At 40.2% G+C, this 18,606-nt stretch carries 16 protein-coding genes; 13 read left to right on the plus strand and 3 right to left on the minus strand.

Going from position 1 to position 18,606, the window contains the following annotated elements:
- Positions 1-134 precede the first annotated feature (134 nt).
- Together M2273_RS24760 and M2273_RS24765 are read left to right on the plus strand one after the other, a co-directional pair.
- A complete protein-coding gene (locus M2273_RS24760; protein ID WP_429400457.1) occupies positions 135-1,490 on the plus strand; it encodes a glycosyltransferase in 1,356 nt (451 codons plus the stop codon).
- Between the two features lie 120 nt (positions 1,491-1,610).
- Positions 1,611-1,910 (plus strand): FtsB family cell division protein, encoded by a 300-nt coding sequence (locus tag M2273_RS24765; protein ID WP_429400550.1) that lies wholly within the window; start codon positions 1,611-1,613, stop codon positions 1,908-1,910.
- Between the two features lie 250 nt (positions 1,911-2,160).
- On the opposite strand, the gene M2273_RS24770 is transcribed toward M2273_RS24765, so the two are convergent.
- From M2273_RS24770 to fabG, 3 genes are all read right to left on the minus strand, one after another.
- Positions 2,161-2,508: an endonuclease domain-containing protein gene (locus tag M2273_RS24770; RefSeq protein WP_429400458.1), complete on the minus strand. Its 348-nt coding sequence runs from the start codon at positions 2,506-2,508 to the stop codon at positions 2,161-2,163.
- A gap of 125 nt (positions 2,509-2,633) precedes the next feature.
- Complete coding sequence (locus M2273_RS24775) at positions 2,634-4,715, minus strand: hypothetical protein (protein ID WP_429400459.1); 2,082 nt, start codon at positions 4,713-4,715, stop codon at positions 2,634-2,636.
- A gap of 301 nt (positions 4,716-5,016) precedes the next feature.
- A complete protein-coding gene (gene fabG / locus M2273_RS24780) occupies positions 5,017-5,760 on the minus strand; it encodes a 3-oxoacyl-[acyl-carrier-protein] reductase (RefSeq protein ID WP_429400460.1) in 744 nt (247 codons plus the stop codon).
- Positions 5,761-5,979: 219 nt separating this feature from the next.
- Here fabG and purH point away from each other — a divergent pair, with 219 nt between their 5' ends.
- The 11 genes from purH (at position 5,980) to M2273_RS24835 (ending at position 18,585) form a co-directional block, all read left to right on the plus strand.
- A complete protein-coding gene (gene purH, locus M2273_RS24785) occupies positions 5,980-7,506 on the plus strand; it encodes a bifunctional phosphoribosylaminoimidazolecarboxamide formyltransferase/IMP cyclohydrolase (protein ID WP_429400461.1) in 1,527 nt (508 codons plus the stop codon).
- A gap of 250 nt (positions 7,507-7,756) precedes the next feature.
- Positions 7,757-8,779, plus strand: a complete 1,023-nt coding sequence (locus M2273_RS24790; RefSeq protein ID WP_090651245.1) for a rod shape-determining protein — start codon at positions 7,757-7,759, stop codon at positions 8,777-8,779.
- A 94-nt stretch (positions 8,780-8,873) separates the two neighbouring features.
- Positions 8,874-9,707 carry a rod shape-determining protein MreC gene (gene mreC / locus M2273_RS24795; RefSeq protein ID WP_429400462.1) on the plus strand — a complete coding sequence of 278 codons (834 nt, stop codon included), beginning with the start codon at positions 8,874-8,876 and terminating at the stop codon, positions 9,705-9,707.
- Entirely contained in the window at positions 9,700-10,218 is a 519-nt protein-coding gene (locus tag M2273_RS24800; RefSeq protein ID WP_429400463.1) for a rod shape-determining protein MreD, read from the plus strand. The genes mreC and M2273_RS24800 overlap by 8 nt, the downstream gene beginning before the upstream one ends.
- On the plus strand, positions 10,215-12,227 hold the full coding sequence (gene mrdA, locus M2273_RS24805; RefSeq protein WP_429400464.1) for a penicillin-binding protein 2: 2,013 nt from the start codon (positions 10,215-10,217) through the stop codon (positions 12,225-12,227). The genes M2273_RS24800 and mrdA overlap by 4 nt, the downstream gene beginning before the upstream one ends.
- A 1-nt stretch (position 12,228) precedes the next feature.
- A complete protein-coding gene (rodA, locus tag M2273_RS24810) occupies positions 12,229-13,491 on the plus strand; it encodes a rod shape-determining protein RodA (protein ID WP_429400465.1) in 1,263 nt (420 codons plus the stop codon).
- 828 nt (positions 13,492-14,319) lie between these two features.
- A complete protein-coding gene (locus M2273_RS24815) occupies positions 14,320-14,523 on the plus strand; it encodes a hypothetical protein (RefSeq protein WP_429400466.1) in 204 nt (67 codons plus the stop codon).
- Positions 14,524-14,710: 187 nt separating this feature from the next.
- A complete protein-coding gene (locus M2273_RS24820; protein ID WP_429400467.1) occupies positions 14,711-14,908 on the plus strand; it encodes a hypothetical protein in 198 nt (65 codons plus the stop codon).
- A gap of 151 nt (positions 14,909-15,059) precedes the next feature.
- Complete coding sequence (locus M2273_RS24825; RefSeq protein WP_429400468.1) at positions 15,060-15,233, plus strand: hypothetical protein; 174 nt, start codon at positions 15,060-15,062, stop codon at positions 15,231-15,233.
- A gap of 66 nt (positions 15,234-15,299) precedes the next feature.
- Positions 15,300-16,469 carry an HlyD family secretion protein gene (locus M2273_RS24830; RefSeq protein WP_429400469.1) on the plus strand — a complete coding sequence of 390 codons (1,170 nt, stop codon included), beginning with the start codon at positions 15,300-15,302 and terminating at the stop codon, positions 16,467-16,469.
- Between the two features lie 4 nt (positions 16,470-16,473).
- The gene (locus tag M2273_RS24835; RefSeq protein WP_429400470.1) at positions 16,474-18,585 is read left to right on the plus strand and encodes a peptidase domain-containing ABC transporter; all 2,112 of its coding nucleotides are present in this window, start codon (positions 16,474-16,476) and stop codon (positions 18,583-18,585) included.
- Positions 18,586-18,606 lie beyond the last annotated feature (21 nt).

Genomic DNA, 18,606 nt, shown 5'->3' on the forward strand with positions numbered 1-18,606 from the left:
TAGCGCATACAACAGTTATCCCCCATATCTGGGGGCAGGTTCCACACTTTAGGGGATAGTATGCCAGGTGTAGTACCTGCACCTTTGTATCATAGGCGCTTTTAACAAAACAGCTGCACATAAAATACTTTACAATGGAAAAACAAATTGAGCAACAACTAACAGGAAAGAAAATTTTATTTGCCACAGTCGCTGCCGATGGGCATTTTAACCCCCTTACCGGCTTAGCCAAACATTTACAGCAATTGGGTTGCGATGTGCGATGGTTTACCTCAGATATTTTTGCCGGTAAACTGGAGAAATTGGGTATACCACATTATGGCTATGAAAAAACACTGGACCTGAACGGAGATAATGTAGGGGATTACAAGGGCAGACAACTCATTACCGATCCGATTGAGAAGCTGAACTTTGATTTTATTCATTTTTTTATTGAGCGCTCGCCTGAGTATTATGCCGATATATTAAAAATTCATGAAACGTTCGCGTTTGATATGATGATAGCGGATAGCACATTTACCGCGATCCCTTTTGTTAGGGCCAAAATGAATAAACCGGTAATAGCAATAGGTATTATTCCATTGGTAGAGGACTCGGCTGATCTTGCTCCATTTGGCATGGCATTACCTCCGGCCAAAGACGAAGCAACACGTATAGAATATGCCAGGCTGCATGATCAGGCTTTAAACCTCTTGTTCAAGAAATCTGTTGATATCCATGAGGCCATTTTGAATGATTATGGTATTGAGTTTGAAAGATCGATGTTCACCAATATGTTGGTAAAGCAATCAAGTTTATACCTGCAAATAGGTTCGCCGGGTTTTGATTATCAACGCGAAATGGGCGATAATGTGCGTTTTATAGGCGCCTTGTTACCTTATCAGCCCGAAGTTAACGGGCACAATTGCTGGTTTGATGAGCGCCTTAATCATTACAAAAAAATTATACTGGTAACCCAGGGTACAGTTGAAAAGGATACTACCAAATTAACCGAACCAACGCTGGAAGCTTTTAAAGATACTGATGTACTGGTTATAGCCACCACCGCGGGCAGTAATACGCAACAGCTTAAAGAAAAATATAATGCAAACAATATTATTATAGAAGACTACATTCCTTTTAATGATGTAATGCCTTATGTTAATGTGTACGTTACAAATGGCGGCTATGGGGGTTCATTATTAAGTATAAGCAATCAATTGCCAATGGTAGCTGCCGGAGTTCACGAGGGCAAAAGCGAAATATGTGCACGCATTGGCTACCTTAACTATGGTATAAACCTTAATACTGAAACCCCAACGCCAGAGGCTATTCGTAATGCAGTAGAAGAAGTTATGACCAACGGGTTGTATAAAAACAACATCATAAAACTGTATAATGAAATGAATAGCTATAACTCAAAAGAATTATGTACCCAGTACATAAATGAGTTGTTAGCTAATTCAACAATATCAACATCAGCCCGGGCAGATCTGGCAGTTAACCGATAGGTTATTTACCCCAAATCATTATTCCTGACAATAAACTACGTTGTTAATAAGTTAATAAGCATATTTGTGCCTCTCAAATTTTTTAAATAGTTTTAAATGAAATTCACAGAGCCCATATCAATGAAACGCCTCATTAACCTATTAAAGAACAAGTTTTTCTTGGTTACTATGGCTTTTTTAGTGTGGATGATATTTTTTGATAAGAACGATCTGTTCTCTCAATACGAATATCGCAAGCAGGTAAATAAGCTAAAGCAGGAGCGTGATTTTTATAAAAAAGAAACCGACCAGGTTACCAAGGAGCTTGACGAACTAACCTCGAATCCCCAAAAACTCGAAAAGTTTGCCCGCGAAAAGTATCTCATGAAAAAAGATAATGAAGATGTTTTTGTAATAGTACCTGCTAAAAAGGATAAATAGGGAATAAAGACGAGACTTTTAGAACCAGGAAACAAGATATTTGCAAAAGCGATGAGTTTAAAACTTATCGCTTTTTTTGTGATACCAGATTTTTAAGAAAAAGCCTGGCCCAAGTGCGATTCCCTCCCAACGGGAGGGTGCAGGGAGGGGTTTAGCCAACTGTTCTAATAAGCTATTTAAGCAAATCTTTATCAAACCCCTCGGGTAGTTTAATAGCCGGGTCACCTTTTATAAGTTCAATAATCGTAGTCTAAATAGTCCTCATCACATTAAACATATCTGTTTTCATTTCTGATTCTGAAAAACGCAAAAACTGTATTCCAAAGCTTTCTAATTTCTGCTGTCTCAACTCATCCTTATTAAAAGCTTCTTGATAATTATGCGACATCCCATCAATTTCAATGGCTAACATTAAATCTTTGCAATAAAAATCGACTATATAATTATCAATAAAACGCTGGCGGTCAAAATCAAAACCAAGTAGTTTGTCGTTTTTCAATTCATCCCATAACAATAGTTCTCCATCGGTCATGTTTTTACGGAGCTTTCGGGCTAAAGCTTTTAGAGCCGGGTTGTATGGGATGATCTTTTTGCTCATTTTAATTTTGCTTTATGAAACCCTTCCCTACACCCTCCCGTTGGGAGGGAATCGCACATGCCCAGGCTTTTCCTTAAATATTATCCTCCTGATTCTTGTCCCTTATTTCTTGATTCTTACCCTTCCTAAACTTCCCCTTCACGCTTCCTTAAAAACCACTCGCCACTCAGCAACAATAATATCAACACGGACAGCCATTTTACATCGATGATATCGCTGTAATGTTTGTCTTCATAAACCACGGTTTTAATATTGTCGTTCTTGCGGATCATATCAGCAAGCTGGCTGATCTGCGCGGGGTATAACATTTTACCGTCGCTTTGTTTGGCAATAGTATTTAGCAATTGATGATTGGCCGCACTTTGGCGGGTTTCCAGGTTAAGGGGTTTTACGGTAAGTTGTCCGCTGGCTTTAAATTGCTGCGGGCCGTTTTGGGTGGTTGCAGTGTAGTTGTATTCGCCAACAGGTAGGGTACCTGCATCCAACTGATAACTTTGACCGATGCGGGTAAACAGGAAGCTGTAGTTTTTTCCTACCTGGTTTTTCAGGTTGATCTTTACATCGGGAGTATTAATCAGCTCAAGGGCATCATTATAAAGTTCGGCGTTGAGTATTACATTTTCGCCTTCGTCAAAAATATTACGGGCGGGGTATACCCTAAAACGCTGGCGGTTGGCATTGGCGGTTAAATACTGCACAGTTTGGCTCAGCAGTTCGTCGGTGGCATTACGGTTGCCATAGTTCTGGTACTCGGCCAGTTGCCAGCGCCACAGGCCCTCGCCGGTTAATACAGCCGTACGCCTACCGGCCTCATCACTAAAAGCCAGTAAAGGGTAAGTAGTAGCAACAGCGCCTATTTTTTGTTTTAATAAAACCGAAGTATTGGCTGATGTCCCGTAGTTGCCAAACGGAGCCAGCAAGGGGGGCAGCATCGCGATTTTTTTGCGGGATGAATCAGACAAAGTAAAAGCCGAAAAGCCAGCCTCGGGCAAGGCAAATACTTCCTGCGATTCTGTACGCCCGGCACTGATCTTTACATTATTCTGCTCAGCATTAAAAGCCTGCAGATCGGTTTGTGAACCCAGTATATACCAAACAGGTGTTTTGCCTTTGGTAATGAAGCTTTTTACCGCGGCAGAACTTGCCGCAGGAGTTTGATATAATATGATCAGACTATAATCGGCAAGTTTAATGCTGGTCATATCAGATAGCAGACTGGTTTTTACCTCAAAGTTCTTATTGGTTTCAATAGCCTGCTTAATGACGGTAATATCAGGGTGCGCGCTCTGGTACAACACTAAAACTTTTTGCCTCGCATCCAGCACATCCACATAAATAGTTTCGGTATTGTTTTGAGTTGACAACTCATTTTTTATCGGAGCAATACTGATGTTATATTTCCTTAACCCTTTTTTATCGGCAGTTAGCTTAATGGGGACAAGTCTTCTTAAATCACCGGTAGCTACCGATATGGTTTGGGTATAAACCTGTTTGCCATCTTCAGTAACAGTCAGGCGCATGTTTTCGCCTTTGCTTTGATAAGCCGCGGCCAAAACCTCTATCTCAAAATCATTACCTAAAAAGGCGGTTTTGTTATAGTTTACGTTACCTATCAGCAAGTCGCGTTTGGCAATGGTATCGCCCAGGGCAATGGTATAAATGCTGGTTTTGATGTTTTTTGCCTCATATTGCGGGTCGTTACCCTGGTTGTATAAACCATCGGTAGCTAATATCAAAGCGCCAATATTCTGGTTTACAAAGCGGTTGTTAAGCTGATGCAAAGCGTTTGCAATATCGGTTTGCTTGCCGTTGAACTGATCAGAAAGGCCATTGCTTAGGTCTTTACTAAAATTAAATTCCTGTACATCGTACTTATCGCCAAGTTCCTGTTTCAGTTTGGATAGGTTGTTTACCAGCTGGGCTGCATTAAAACCGGTGGATTTAAAAGTATTGATGGATGATGAATTATCCTGGGCAATTAACACCAGCGGCTTTTGAGGGGAATACTTCGCCGTTTTTACCAATGGCGAAACCAATAACATAGCAATAATAAACACCACAACAGCGCGGATAGCAGCCAGCCCCAACCTGAAGTTTTTACCCAGACTAACCGGTTGCCGGTACAGCAGCCAGGCATACAGTATCCCCAGTATAATACAAACAGGCACCCACCACCCCGAAACTGAACCCCATGTTAGTGAAAACATTCTTGTTATAAGTTTTTACGCATTACGTTTTACGTTCACCTGCAAAATGCGAAATTATTGTGAAATGAGGGGAATAAAAAAAACGTCATTGAGAGGACAGGAGCAATGACGCGGTGTGGTTTGAGACTTACGAAGTTTTTAAAACTTCGTAAGTCTTCTTATAGTAGGTAAGTCGTGCTGAACTTGTTTCGGCATCCCACATGCGCAGTTTGCAGCAGGTTGATGACTTGTCCTTAGAGATCCAGAAACAAGTTCAGGATGACCGCATTTTGTTTTTTGAATTTTTACTTTTGACTTTATACTAAAGCATCCCGCCATCAACAGGGATAACCTGCCCGGTGATGTAGGTTGCCATATCCGATGCCAGGAAAACGCAGGCATTGGCCACGTCTTCAGGCTGGCCAGCACGTTTCAAAGGGATACCAGCCTCCCAGCCTTCAACCACTTTAGGGTCAAGCACCTCGGTCATTTCGGTTTTGATAAAGCCCGGCGCAACCACGTTAGTACGTATGTTACGTGAACCAAGCTCTTTGGCAATTGATTTGGAGAAACCAATAATACCCGCTTTTGAAGCGGCATAGTTGGCTTGCCCGGCATTTCCCTGTACACCCACAACCGAGCTCATGTTGATGAACACGCCGTTGCGGTTTTTCATCATGATTTTGGAGGCTGCTTTAGTAACATTAAATATCGATTTCAGGTTCACTTCTAAAACAGAGTCCCAGTTTTCTTCGGTCATGCGCATCAGCAAACCATCTTTGGTGATACCGGCGTTGTTAACTACTATATGTAAGGTGCCAAAATCGGCTACAATGTCATTGATCAGCTTTTCGGCTTCATCAAATTTGGAGGCATCAGAGCGGTAGCCTTTTACTTTAGTGCCAAAGCTTTGCAGCTCCTGCTCCAGGGCCTGGCCTTTTTCTACCGATGATAAATAAGTGAAAGCCACATTGGCGCCATGCTCGGCAAACTTTTCTGCTATTTTACGGCCTATCCCTTTTGATGCACCGGTGATAAGCGCTGTTTTTCCTTCTAATAATTTCATAATTTGAGTATATGATTTCGGGCGGTGAAGTTAGTTAATTAGTCGGAAAGTCCATAGTCGATGGTCCATAGTCCATAGATCATACTTTATGGTGAAAATAGAAAACGAATAATCTTAAGCCATGTACTATGGGCTATCGACCATCGACTATTTTCCTTCAGAAAAAATTAATCAATTAACTAAATATCACTACCTTTGCGGCTCAAAAAATCACTGTACATGAGCCAGTCTGTTCAAATAAAAAACGCTTTAATTTCTGTTTACTATAAAGATAATTTAGAGCCTATCATTCTTGAGTTAAACCGCCTTGGTATTAATATCTATTCAACCGGTGGCACCGAAACTTTTATCCGCAATTTAGGCGTTGATGTAATAGCTGTGGAAGACCTTACTTCATATCCATCTATCCTGGGCGGACGTGTTAAAACCCTGCACCCCAAAGTGTTTGGTGGTATACTGGCCCGCAGGAGCTATGATGACGATGAACAGCAACTGGCACAATATGAGATCCCTGAAATTGACCTGGTGATTGTTGATCTTTACCCTTTTGAAGAAACAGTAAAGTCAGGAGCGGCCGAAGAAGATGTGATCGAGAAGATCGATATTGGTGGCATTTCCCTGATCCGCGCGGCGGCTAAGAATTTTAAAGATGTAGTGATCGTTGCTTCAAAAAATGACTACGGTACGCTGGAAGATATCCTGAAAACGCAGGATGGCGCTACTACTATTGACCAACGCCGCTCGTTTGCTCACAAGGCATTCAATATATCATCACATTACGATAGCGCCATATTCCAGTATTTTAACCAGGAAGATCCGCTGCCGGTTTTTAAACAAAGCATACAAAGCAGCCAAACCTTACGTTACGGCGAAAACCCGCACCAAAAAGGTGTTTTCTATGGCGATCTGGATGTTATGTTCACCAAACTGCATGGTAAAGAACTTTCTTACAACAACCTGGTTGATGTGGATGCCGCTGTTGCTCTTATTGATGAGTTTACCGAACCAACCATCGCTATATTAAAACATACTAACGCCTGTGGTATAGCCTCACGCTCTTTTATTAAAGAAGCCTGGATAGATGCCCTGGCCTGCGATCCGGTTTCGGCCTTTGGTGGTGTGATCATTGCCAACGACGAGATTGATGCGGAAACTGCAACCGAGATCAGTAAAATATTTTATGAGGTGCTGATAGCGCCTGCTTATACCGATGAGGCTGTAAGTATACTACAGGAAAAAAAGAACCGTATTATTTTGGTTCGTCAGCCCGTTGCCTTGCCAACAAAACAATTCAAAACATTATTGAACGGCGTTATTGAGCAGGATAAGGATGATGTTATTGAAGGCCCGTCGCAAATGACTCCGGTTACCAACAGGCAACCAACTGAGCACGAACTGCATGACCTGTTTTTTGCTAACAAAGTAGTAAAGCACACCAAATCAAATACCATTGTATTTGCCAAAAATGGTCAGTTAATGGCCAGCGGTGTTGGCCAAACATCAAGGGTTGACTCTTTAAGGCAGGCTGTTATAAAAGCCCATAGCTTTGGTTTTGATCTTAAAGGCGCGGTAATGGCATCTGATGCTTTTTTCCCGTTTCCTGATTGTGCCGAACTTGCTGCCGAGGCTGGCATAACGGCCATACTGCAACCCGGCGGATCAATAAATGATAAACTGTCTGTAGCCATGTGCAACGAAAAAAACATTTCGATGGTTACTACAGGTGTTCGTCATTTTAAACATTAATTTTTTTAGGTTGATTGGGCTGATGGAGTGAATTGTTGATGGTGTTAAATTAGTAAGCGAGGGATAAAGTGAGTTTTGGTAATAATGTTTTTTAACTCCATCGGCCTGATATTACTTAATCACCCAAATCAATTCAAAAACTACAACCCAGTACAATAAATGTGATATTTTAACGCTTTTAATTGCAACTATCTGGTTTTATTAAGCGTATTTTTATAAACTTTGCAGATTATTTCGAAATAAACATTAAATGGGTCTATTTAACTTTTTTACACAAGAAATTGCTATCGATTTAGGTACCGCAAATACCCTCATCATACATAATGATAAAGTTGTTGTCGATGAACCGTCTATCGTGGCGTTCGACAGAACTACCAATAAAGTTATCGCCATTGGTAGGCAGGCCATGCAAATGGAAGGTAAAACACACGATAATATCCGTACCGTTCGCCCGCTTAAAGATGGTGTAATTGCCGACTTTAATGCCGCTGAACATATGATACGTGGTATGATCAAAATGATTAACCAGGGTAAAGGCTGGTTCTTCCCTTCGCTGCGTATGGTGATCTGTATCCCATCGGGTATTACCGAGGTGGAGAAACGTGCCGTGCGCGACTCGGCCGAGATCGCGGGTGCTAAAGAAGTTTACCTGATACATGAGCCAATGGCTGCCGCGGTAGGTATTGGTATTGATGTAGAGGAGCCTATGGGTAACATGATCATTGATATTGGCGGTGGTACAACCGAAATTGCGGTTATCGCCTTATCAGGTATTGTTTGCGACCAGTCTATCCGCGTGGCGGGTGATAACTTCGACTCTGATATTGTACAATATATCCGCCGTCAGCACAACATTATGATTGGTGACCGTACTGCAGAAAAAATTAAAATAGAAGTAGGTGCCGCATTGCCTGAGCTTGCAGATCCACCGGCTGATTTTGCCGTTCAGGGTCGTGACCTGATGACAGGTGTGCCAAAACAGATCATGGTATCTTATACCGAAATTGCGCATTGCCTTGATAAATCGATTTCGAAGATTGAAGAAGCTATTTTAAAAGCATTGGAAATTACTCCCCCCGAGCTATCGGCCGATATTTATCAAACAGGTATTTATTTAACCGGCGGCGGTGCTTTACTACGCGGATTGGATAAACGTGTGGCAGCCAAAACAAAACTGCCGGTTCACGTAGCCGAAGACCCGCTTCGCGCCGTAGTACGCGGAACAGGAACCGCCCTTAAAAACATAGGTAATTTTAAATTTTTAATGCAATAGTGACAATTATTGAATCATTGAATTATTGAGTTAGTGATTTTAATATCATCTTCATTCAATAATTCAGTAATTCAATGATTCAATAAATAAGCCGATGCGTAACCTCTTGATATTTATCACTAAGTATAACGCGTTTTTTTTGTTCCTGATTTTTGAGGTGAGCTCCCTGTTTATTTATGTAAAATACAATTCTTTTCAAAAAGCCACTTTCATCACCTCCACCAACAAGGTTACCGGTACTTTGTACGCACAGGTTAGCCAGCTTTACGGGTATTTGTCGTTAAAAGAAGTAAATGATAGCCTGGCCCGCGAAAATGCCAACCTGCGGGGCCAGCTCAAATCAGCTTACTACGTTGATACGGTTGAAAAACATAAAGTGGTAGATACGGTTTACAAACAACAATACAGCTATATTGTAGCCAAAGTGATCAATAATTCCATCAACAGGCGCAGTAATTATATTACCATAAACAGGGGAAGTAAAGAAGGTATTGCTAAAGATATGGGGGTTATTTGCGGAGCAGGTGTAGTAGGGCAGGTAGTTGACGTGTCTGACCATTTGGCCATTATTCAATCCGTACTGCATAAAAACACCAGGTTTAGCGCTATGCTGGTTAATAATAAAGAAATTGGCTCATTTGTTTGGGGTAATGATCTTGATGCTACAAAAGGGCTATTGATCGATATACAAAATAACGCCCAGCCAAAATTGGGTGAGCAGGTGGTTACTTCGGGATATTCGCTTTTCCCTACCGGTATACCATTTGGTAAAATAACAAACCTGCACGCCAAGGGTGGTGGGTTATTGCTTAATGTGGAAGTAGCGCTTGCTGTTGATTTTAGTAAGCTGCAATATGTTTACGTGGTAAACAATAAGTTTGCCCAGGAACAAACGGGACTGGAGGCCGTACAAAACAAAAATGAGTAGGGCCATCTTAGTTAACGCCATCAGGTTTTTGGTTTTGGTTTTTATGCAGGTTTTTTTATTGAAAAACATAACCTTTTATAACCTGGCCACCCCATACCTGTATATATTATTTATTTTACTGTTGCCTTTTGAGGTGCCCAATATATTATTGTTTATATTATCATTTATATTAGGCTTAACTATTGATGCGTTTTATGATACACCGGGCTTACATGCCGCAGCCTGTGTAGTGCTGGCGTTGGTGCGGATACTATTTATAAGTATAACCGTACAAAAAGATGGGTTTGATAATGAGCCCGAACCTACATTGAGTATTATGGGTTTCAGATGGTTTTTTACCTATGCCCTGATACTTACTTTTTTTCATCACTTTTTCCTGCTTAATTTAGAAGTTTTTAGTTTTTCTGAATTACAATACACACTAAGCCGTGTTGTTTTGAGTTCATTATTTACAGTATTTTTGATGCTGATTTCGGGACTGCTATTTTTCAGAAGGAAAGAACGTAAATGAATAAGTTTTTTGAACGACGCTACGTTGTAACCGGTATTTTCATTGTAATTACCCTTACGCTTCTGGCAAGGCTTTACTATATCCAGATAGTTGATGACCGCTATTCGCTGTATGCCAGCAGGAATGTAATCCGCCAGTTTATACTGTATCCGGCCCGTGGTCCTATTCTTGACCGTAACGGTAAAATATTGGTTCAAAACGAACCGATATATGATATTATGGTTAACCCTAAGGAAGTTAAAGCTTTTGATACCCTGGCCTTTTGTAAATTAATAGGAATTGATAAAGCCGGTTTTGATAAACGCTTTGCAAAGGCAATAAGATACTCGCCCAGCCACGAATCAATATTTGAAAAGCAGCTATCGGTTGAGTTGTATGCATCGTTCCAGGAAAGGTTGTTTGAGTTTCCCGGATTTTATGTACAACCGCGTACAGTACGTACTTATCCCGATTCGATAGCAGCGCAGTTTTTAGGTTTTATTGGGGAGGCACAGGATCGTGATATCAAGCGCTCTGGAGGGTATTATCGTCCGGGCGATTATATAGGCGTTACCGGTGTTGAAAAGGCATATGAGGAAGTTTTACGTGGGCAACGCGGTGTAAAAAACATGATGGTTGATTCGCGCGGCATACTCAAAGAGTCTTACGCCAATGGCGCTTTTGATACCGTAGCCCGCTCGGGCGAGCGGCTTACTTCATCATTGGATATTACTGTGCAAAAGCTGGGTGAGCAGCTGATGAAAAATAAACTGGGCAGTATTGTAGCCATTGAGCCATCTACCGGCGAAATATTATGCTATGTGAGCAGCCCTACCTATGACCCAAACCTGATGGTTGGGCGCGAACGTGGTAATAATGCGGCTAAAATGTATAACGATCCATACAATCCGTTTTTTATCAGGCCTATACAGGCCTATTATCCTCCAGGTTCGTCATTTAAACCTCTGAGCGCTCTTATTGCCATGCAGGAGGGTATCGTTACACCAAGTACCATTTATAATTGCAGGGGGTATTACATGGCGGGTAACCGGAGGGTGCCATGTTTTCACGGCGAGGTACATGGTCCGGTTAATTTGAGCAGGGCTGTGGCAGAGTCATGCAATGGCTACTTTGATATGGTTTTTGAGAAATTGATAAACCGTAATGGAGCCCGGAATACCGATACTTCGTTTAACTATTGGAGAAATAATGTAGCTAAATTTGGTTTGGGTACAAAGTTAGATCTTGACATGCCCGGTGAAGGCAGAGGTAACCTGCCAAGAGCTTCATATTATGATAAGGTGTATCAGAAAGGAGGATGGCGCTCGAGTACGGTTATTTCGCTGGGTATTGGGCAGGGGGAGTTGTTGGCTACTCCATTACAGCTGGCCAACATTGAGGCTACCATTGCAAATCATGGGTTCTTTTATAAACCCCATCTGATAAAAGCTATAGGCGATAAACAAATAATAAAAAGCGAGTACACGGTTAAGAATTATGTAGGGGTAGACCCGCAATATTTTGACCCGGTTATAGATGGTATGCAAAGCGTGGTTGATTTTGGTACCGCTAGGGGTGCAAAAATACCGGACATTATTATGTGTGGTAAAACAGGTACAGCTCAAAATAAAACGGGTAAGGATAACTCAGTATTTGTTGCTTTTGCACCGCGAGAGAATCCTAAAATTGCGATAGCTGTGGTAGTTGAAAACGCGGGACAGGGTGCTACATGGGCAGCGCCTATTGCCAGTTTTATTGTTGAGCAGTATTTAAAAAGAAGTATATCACAGCGTCCGTCGGGGATTACGCCTGAGTATTATATAAATGCCAACCTGTTGCCCGATCTGAGTATTTATTCGCTCAAAATGAAAAAAGAGCATACTCGTGATAGCATCCGGGCAGTAAAAGCCGACTCCATAAAAAAAATTAAAGCCGATTCAATAAAAAAGGCGGCTCAAATGAAAACAGCGAAAAATAACAGATTAAACAGTTTTGGTAATTTTTTAGCTAACAGGGGGGCAGGCAAATAAGATGAATAACCAGCGCAGTTTCTTTTTTAATGTTGATTGGCTAACAGTACTCCTTTACCTGGCCCTGTGCATTATAGGCTGGTTCAATATTCATGCGGCTGTGTTTGATGATAAGCATCCCAGTATTGTTGACACTGCTACCAATTATGGTAAACAGTTCATCTACATTAATGTATCAATTGTTGTAGCCATTATTATACTCTTACTGGAGAGTCGGTTCCTTACGGCGCTTGCCCCTGCATTTTATGGAATAACCGTGCTGCTGCTGATTGTGGTGTTGGTTGTGGGCCGTAACGTAGGCGGTAACCAGGCCTGGATAAATATGGGTGGGGGGTTTAGGCTGCAGCCGTCGGAGTTTGCCAAGTTTGCAACCTGTTTGCTGCTTGCACGGTACTTAAGTTCTGTTAATATAAAGGTTACGGAATTAAAGTCGTTTTTAATTGCGGCAGCTATTATTGGTTTCCCGATGCTGCTTATTATGCTGCAGCCTGATACCGGATCAACACTGGTTTTTTGTTCACTTATCTTCGTGCTTTATCGTGAAGGGTTATCACCATATTTTTTAGTGATAACAGGTTTGCTGATAACACTTTTTATAGTGACGCTTCTGTTTAATCCGCTTTATATTATTTTGATAATGGCGGCGTTAACCGCTTTTATCATATTTTTATTTAAACGTAACAGGAAATTTATTTTTACCATGCTGGTAGGCCTGGCCATTTCAATTACGTTTATTTTTTGCGTTAAATTTATTTATACCAGTGTTTTAAAACCTCACCAAACCGAGCGCATAAATATATTATTAGGTATCACTACCGATTTAAGGGGTAAGGGGTACAACGTAAACCAATCAAAAATAGCCATTGGCTCTGGTAAGCTATGGGGTAAGGGCTATTTACACGGCACACAAACCAAATACGCCTTTGTGCCTGAGCAAAGCACCGATTTTATTTTTTGCACCATAGGCGAGGAGTGGGGTTTTGCAGGTTCAATAGTGGTAATAGGTTTATTCCTGTTTTTGATATTGAGGGTGGTTTATTTGGCCGAAAGGCAACGATCCCCATTTTCACGTATATATGGCTACGGGGTGGCATCTGTGCTGTTTTTTCACGTGGTTATTAATATAGGCATGACCATAGGTTTGGTACCTGTAATAGGGATCCCACTACCGTTTATAAGCTATGGCGGATCGTCTTTACTTAGCTTTACTATACTATTATTCATACTCATCAAGCTCGACTCCAACCGTATGGGGATTGTTTAATTTATGAACATTGCTATTGCTTAAAGGGCATAGTTCATGAAATGACCATAAGTGTTCGGAAGAAATAAAAAGGTTGTCATTTCGACGAGGAGCGAGGAGAAATCTTATACGATTTGCAATTGAAGCTTTGCATTATGTATAAGATTTCTCTTCGCCCTTATCGCACAACCCACCCCTGCTCATCGAAATGACAACTTTTTTATAGAAATTTATTTCTTCTGAACACTAAGACGAAATGACCGACAACCGTCTTCGGTATAAGATAATTTATCACCAGTATAACTTCCGTGCTTATAGGCATTCTTACTTATTTGCAATTATTTCAATATATGTATAAGATTATATTATTAAAATTGAGTTAGATTAATATTATTATTAAATATTGTTGGAAATTATAATTGCCAATTGGTTAATTTTTAATGTGGTTTTTAATTAATTTATTTATTGTGTTTTTAGTTAATATATTGATTTTGTAACAATTGTGTTAATTATAAATTATGTTTAGTGAAGGTCATTTTAAAATGTATATTACATGTATTTTTTCATTTAAATACTCACTCAGATTGCCTGTAAAATTGCAAGATATTAAAATGAATAAATTGAATAAGATTGACTAAAAGTGCTTTTTTAGGCTAAAAAGGCACTTTTATACAGAAGAGGTCTTTGTTTTTAATCTCCCAACCCTCGTAAAGCCAACCCTCACCATTACCTGATATTTAAGTATATATTGTTATATATTATATTTGTTTTAAGTGTTTGGCCGAACCGAGGCGAATCCTGAAAAGCCTTTAAAAGAGTAAGGGAATTAACGAACAAAAAATCACTATTATGAAAAATTTAGAATTGAAAGAACTTGGTGTTCAGGAAATGAACACTACCGAAATGACCAAAGTTGAAGGTGGTGGTATATTAAACGACCTGCTTTTTAATACTGTATCTACAGTTGGAGCTACTGTTAACATTTTAGCAACTAACACTGTAAATTTCCTTGGTTATACTTTAAATAAGCTTGTAGGCGTAATTTTAAGCTAATTTATTTAACTATTCCCAAGGCAGTTCCCACAATCATGTTTCTTGCAGATACGCTAAATCAACATAGCTGATCTAACTCGTTGTGGTTGTACTTAACTTATGGCGTTGCTATTAATAAATGGCTGGCCAACAGGCGAATCCTGAAAAGCCTTAACAGAGTAAGGACTTAATGAACAAAAATACTATTATGAAAAATTTAGAATTAAAAGAACTTGGTGTTCAGGAAATGAACACTACCGAAATGACTAATGTTAATGGCGGTTTATTAGGTTTAAGCTTAGATCTTAGCCCGCTTCTTTCTCAAGTTAATAAAACACTGAGCGAAACTTTTGCTTTCATTGGCGCACAATTAGGCGTTATTGTTAAAGCTGTTCAAAACTTATAATAAAATCATGCTAAATAGCCGTTAACTCAACAGGGAAAACGGCTATTTAATTATATGGTTTTATTAACTATTACCGAGGTATCCGGCTAATTAAGGTGTACCCTGAAAGGCCTTAACAGCGTACGGGAATTAACAAAAAAAAATCACTACCATGAAAAAGTTAGAATTAGAAGGCCTTGGTGTTCAGGAAATGAATACTACCGAAATGACCAATGTTGAAGGCGGCGGTTTCGGCGATATCCTTATCAATATAAATCTTGATCCAGTTTTTAAATTGGTTGCAGACCTATTAACCGGGCTTGTAAATTTACTTCAAGGCTTATAGAGAAAAATTATGAGATAGCCGTTATCCTGAATTTCAGGATAACGGCTATTTTAATATTTAAAACATATGGCTCTATATAATTACTCTACCGAAACAATTTCCTCAACTGCCATTGTTTACCGCTCGCACATCAGCAGGCGAACGCAATTGATATACCTGGTTACAGTGGTGTTTATATTGGTAACTTTTGCGGCTCTGCCATTTGTTAAAACCCCTATTAGTGTGAAAGGATCGGGCCTTTTACAGTCGTCTATTGAAAAAACTGAGCTAACCATTCCTGTTAGCGGCAGGCTGATAAGCCTTAAACTTACCGACAATCAAAAAATTAAGCAAGGCGATACCATTTTAGTTATAGATGCCGCTTTGCCAAAACAACAAAGTGCTTTGGCCGAAAATCGCCAAAGCCAGATAAGGCAGTTTTTGCAGGATATAAACGAACTGTTAGCTGGGATTGGCCAGGGCAGATTAGCTGCTCCAAATTTGCAAACCGGCCAGTATAATGCCTCATGGCAGCAATTTGCACAGGAGCTGCAAAATGCCGCGATTGCAAAAAAGCAGGCTGCAAATACCTTTAACCGTTATAATGAACTATATAAAAATAAAGTGCTTACTGTATCTGAGTACGAAAAATATAAGTTTGAATATGACCAGGCTCAATCGGCTTACTTAATGGTGCTGGCAAAATATAAAACACAATGGCAAACCGAGGCCAATGGATTTAGGAACGAGTTTCGTCAGCTAACCGGGCAGGAAGCAGAACTAAACGAACAAAAAAGACAATACATACTGAAGGCGCCAATAAGCGGTTCCGTTCAAAATATTTCAGGCATTCAAAATGGGGCCTATGTTTTTGCCAATCAAAAAATTGGAGAAATATCACCCGATGCTAATTTAACCGCCTTTTGTTATATCAGACCTGAAGATATCGGGTTGATAAAAAAAGGACAGGAAGTACGGTTTCAAATAGATGCTTTTAATTACAATCAGTGGGGCCTGGTATTAGGCAAAGTACTCGACATTTCTGACGATATCATTATTGTAAACAATAACCAACCAGTATTTAAAGTAAAATGTACCCTTGATCAAAATTATCTGAAGCTAAAAAACGGTTATAAAGGCTACTTAAAAAAAGGTATGAATTTTACCGCCCGTTTTAAGGTAACCAACCGTAGTTTATATCAATTATTATATGATAAGGTAGATGATTGGGTAAATCCTAATATAAGCGGACAGTAAAGCTATGAGTATCAAAATAAAACAACGGGATATAACGGATTGCGGCGCGGCTTGTTTAGCTTCTATATCATCGCATTATAAATTAGACCTCGCGGTTGCCCGCATCAGGCAGCTTGCAGGTACTGATAAAAAGGGAACCAACGTTTTGGGCATGGTAGAGGCTGCCCAAAAATTAGGTTATGAAGCCAAAGGGGTAAAAGGGCCCTTTGATAGTTTATTTAAAATACCCTTACCCGCGGTTGCTCATTTAGTTGTTAAAGACATTTTGCAGCACTATGTAGTGATTTACAAAGTCACAAACAAATTCATTGAGGTTATGGACCCCTTTGATGGGCAAATACACCAGAAAACACATGATGAATTTAAGAAAGAATGGAGCGGCACGTTGGTATTATTGCTGCCCTCAGAGGATTTTCAAACCGGTAACGAAAAAAAATCAATACAGGGACGTTTCTGGAGTTTAATAAAGCCGCATAAAAGTATTTTGATCCAGGCGCTGTTTGGCGCGGTTATATATACCATTTTAGGTTTGTCGACCTCTGTATTTGTGCAAAAACTGGTCGACTTTATATTGGTTGATGGCAACCACAACCTGCTTAACCTGATGGGAGTGGCCATGATCATTATTCTGGCGGTGCAACTTTTTATAGGCACAGCAAAAAGCATATTTACTTTAAAAACCGGGCAAATGATCGACTCTCAGCTTATATTGGGGTATTACAAACATTTGTTAAGGTTGCCGCAGCAGTTTTTTGATACGATGCGCGTTGGCGAGATCATTTCAAGAATAAATGATGCCGTAAAAATCAGGACGTTTTTAAATGATGTAAGCATCAACTTTTTGGTAAACATATTCATCGTGGTTTTCTCTTTTATCATGATGTTTACCTATTACTGGAAACTGGCCCTCATCATGTTAACAGTTATCCCGCTGTACTTAGCTATTTATTTTATAACGGATAAACTCAATAAAAAGGCGCAACGGAAGCTAATGGAAGACTCTGCCGAATTGGAAACGCAATTGGTGGAGAGTTTAAACGCGGTAGGTACTATAAAACGCTTTGGTCTGGAAGATCATACTAATGAGAAAACCGAAGTCAGGTTTATAAAGCTATTGAAAACCGGATTTCAATCAAATATGAATTCGGTTTTTTCGGGAACATCGTCAGAGTTGATCTCCCGGTTATTAACTATTGTTTTGCTTTGGGTGGGGGCGGGTTTTGTTATGGATAATACCATTACCCCCGGCGAGTTATTATCATTTTATACCCTGATAGGTTATTTTACAGGTCCGGTTTCTTCATTGATCGGGATGAATAGAACGGTACAGGACGCGGTAATTGCGGCCGACAGGCTATTTGAAATTATGGATCTGGAGCGTGAAAATGATGAAAACCAAATTGAACTTAGTCCGGATAAAATAGGCGATATCCATTTTGAAAACGTTTCGTTCAGGTATGGAACAAGGGTTGTTGTTTTTGAGGATCTGAACTTAATTATACCGAAAGGCAAATTTACGGCGATAGTAGGCGAAAGCGGTTCTGGCAAATCAACCCTAATGTCAATACTCCAGAATATTTATCCGATACAAAAAGGAAATGTCCGTATTGGGGAGTATGATTTAAAATATATCAGGAACTCGTCGTTGCGACAGGTAATATCGGTTGTACCACAACAAATTGATCTGTTTGCAGGCAATGTTATTGATAATATAGCTGTTGGTGATGATGAGCCAGATATGCAAAAGATTATTGACATAGCCTCGCAACTGGGAATAATGGGTTTTATAGAGGCGTTACCAAAAGGGTTTCAAACTTACCTGGGCGAGAATGGAACCTCATTATCGGGGGGGCAAAGGCAACGTATAGCAATAGCCAGAGCCCTGTACCGCAATCCTGAGATACTTATTCTTGATGAAGCAACCTCATCACTTGATTCGGTATCTGAAAAATATGTGCAAAGGATGATCGAAATGTTAAAGGCAGATCGCAAAACCGTGATCGTGATTACACACCGCTCAAGCACCCTGAACCATGCAGACAAGATCATTGTGCTTGATAAAGGCGTGGTTGTGGAGCAAGGCAGCCACAAAATGTTGAAATACAGTTTGAGCTAATTTAAGAAATACAGCATAATA

This window comes from Mucilaginibacter lappiensis, from assembly GCF_050433765.1.
GTDB lineage: Bacteria > Bacteroidota > Bacteroidia > Sphingobacteriales > Sphingobacteriaceae > Mucilaginibacter > Mucilaginibacter lappiensis_A.